This window comes from Dechloromonas sp. CZR5, assembly GCF_008711155.1.
Lineage (GTDB): Bacteria > Pseudomonadota > Gammaproteobacteria > Burkholderiales > Rhodocyclaceae > Azonexus.
This window is the reverse complement of record NZ_VUYQ01000025.1, coordinates 1-1286: the sequence shown is the minus strand read 5'-3', so window position 1 is coordinate 1286 and position 1286 is coordinate 1. Positions and strand designations below refer to the sequence as shown.

The 1286-nt window shown below is 64.2% G+C and carries 1 pseudogene; it reads left to right on the top strand.

The features are described 5' to 3' along the window. Positions 1-18: 18 nt before the first annotated feature. Positions 19-1286, top strand: a pseudogene (locus tag F1002_RS20835) (DNA repair protein); the annotation flags it as partial.

Genomic DNA, 1286 nt, shown 5'->3' with positions numbered 1-1286 from the left:
GCCCAAGGCAAGCGGCCGTTGAGCGCTTACCGCAATGCCGAGATCAAGACCTTGCTTGCTGATCTGCTGGGACAGGACGAAATCCGTGCGCTGGGTCAGAAAGCATCGGAGACCGCTCGCCTGCTCAAGAGCGGGCTCATGCTGATTCGGCAGGAACTGGCTGGACTGGACCTTGACGGTGAACGACTGCGCGGCGAGCGCCTGCGACTCGACGGTGCGGCCGAGCGCGTCACGCGCTGCGAAACGACGCGCCAAGAGGCGCAGCGTGCAGTCGAAATGGCCCACGCCTCGCATGCCTGCTTGTCGGTAGAGCGCGAGCAGTCGCGAGGCATCGAGGTACGGCATTCGCAGTTGCTGGCTGAGCGCAAATCCTTGGTTGATGCAGACGTCCAGGCGCAACGGACGCTACAGGCACAGGATCGCGGTGAATGCGAGCGTATTGAACGACTTGATCAGCGCATTGCCAACCGGTTACAGCGGGAGCGCACCAGGCGACAGGCCTTGATGCAGTCACGGCAGCGAAACCTCGATGTGCTCGCCGACGTGCGTGCCGTGCAATGGGCAACGGTTCGCCTGCCGCTGGCCGAGCGCGTGCTGTCTTGTCGCCTCGCACTGACGCACGCCTGCCGCGATCAGACCAACGCACTGATGCAATGCCAAGCTGCTGAGCGGCTGGCCGAACAGAAATTGGCTGACATCGAGCGCGATGCGGGCAAGGCCGCGCTGAAGGCAGAAGAACTCGCCCACCGGTTCGGGTTGGCGGGCGAAGTACCTTGCGCCGGCACTGACCTGCAGGGCCAGTGCAAGCTGCTAGGCGATGCACACGAAGCGCAAGCACTCGTTCCGAGTGCAAAGGCCGAGATTGCTCGGCTGGCTCAGCAGAAGTCGGCCGCGCAAGGCGAGCTTGCCTTTGCGAGGCAACAGCGCAAAGTGTTGGCGGGCGCCTCGCAGGCACTGGCCTGGGCGGAACACCGGGAAGCGATTGCGCGAGATCGGGGGGCCAAGCAGACCGCTTTGGCCGCAAAGGCTCAGATGTGTGCCCAAGCGCGAACGGTGTTGGCGGACATCGATCAGGAACTGACCGTGATGGGCCCGGGCGACGAAGAATGCAAGGGCGTCGAGGTGGCTGAAGAACAAGCCGAGCGCCGCCAGATCGCTACGTCGCGGCGGATGATCGCAAAACAGTTGGAACAGCATGCACAGCAGTCGAGTACTGCACTGGCGCGCCTGGCCAGCACGCTTGCCGCGCTGCCCCCTCCTTACGATGAGCAAGGGCTGGCCGCGTC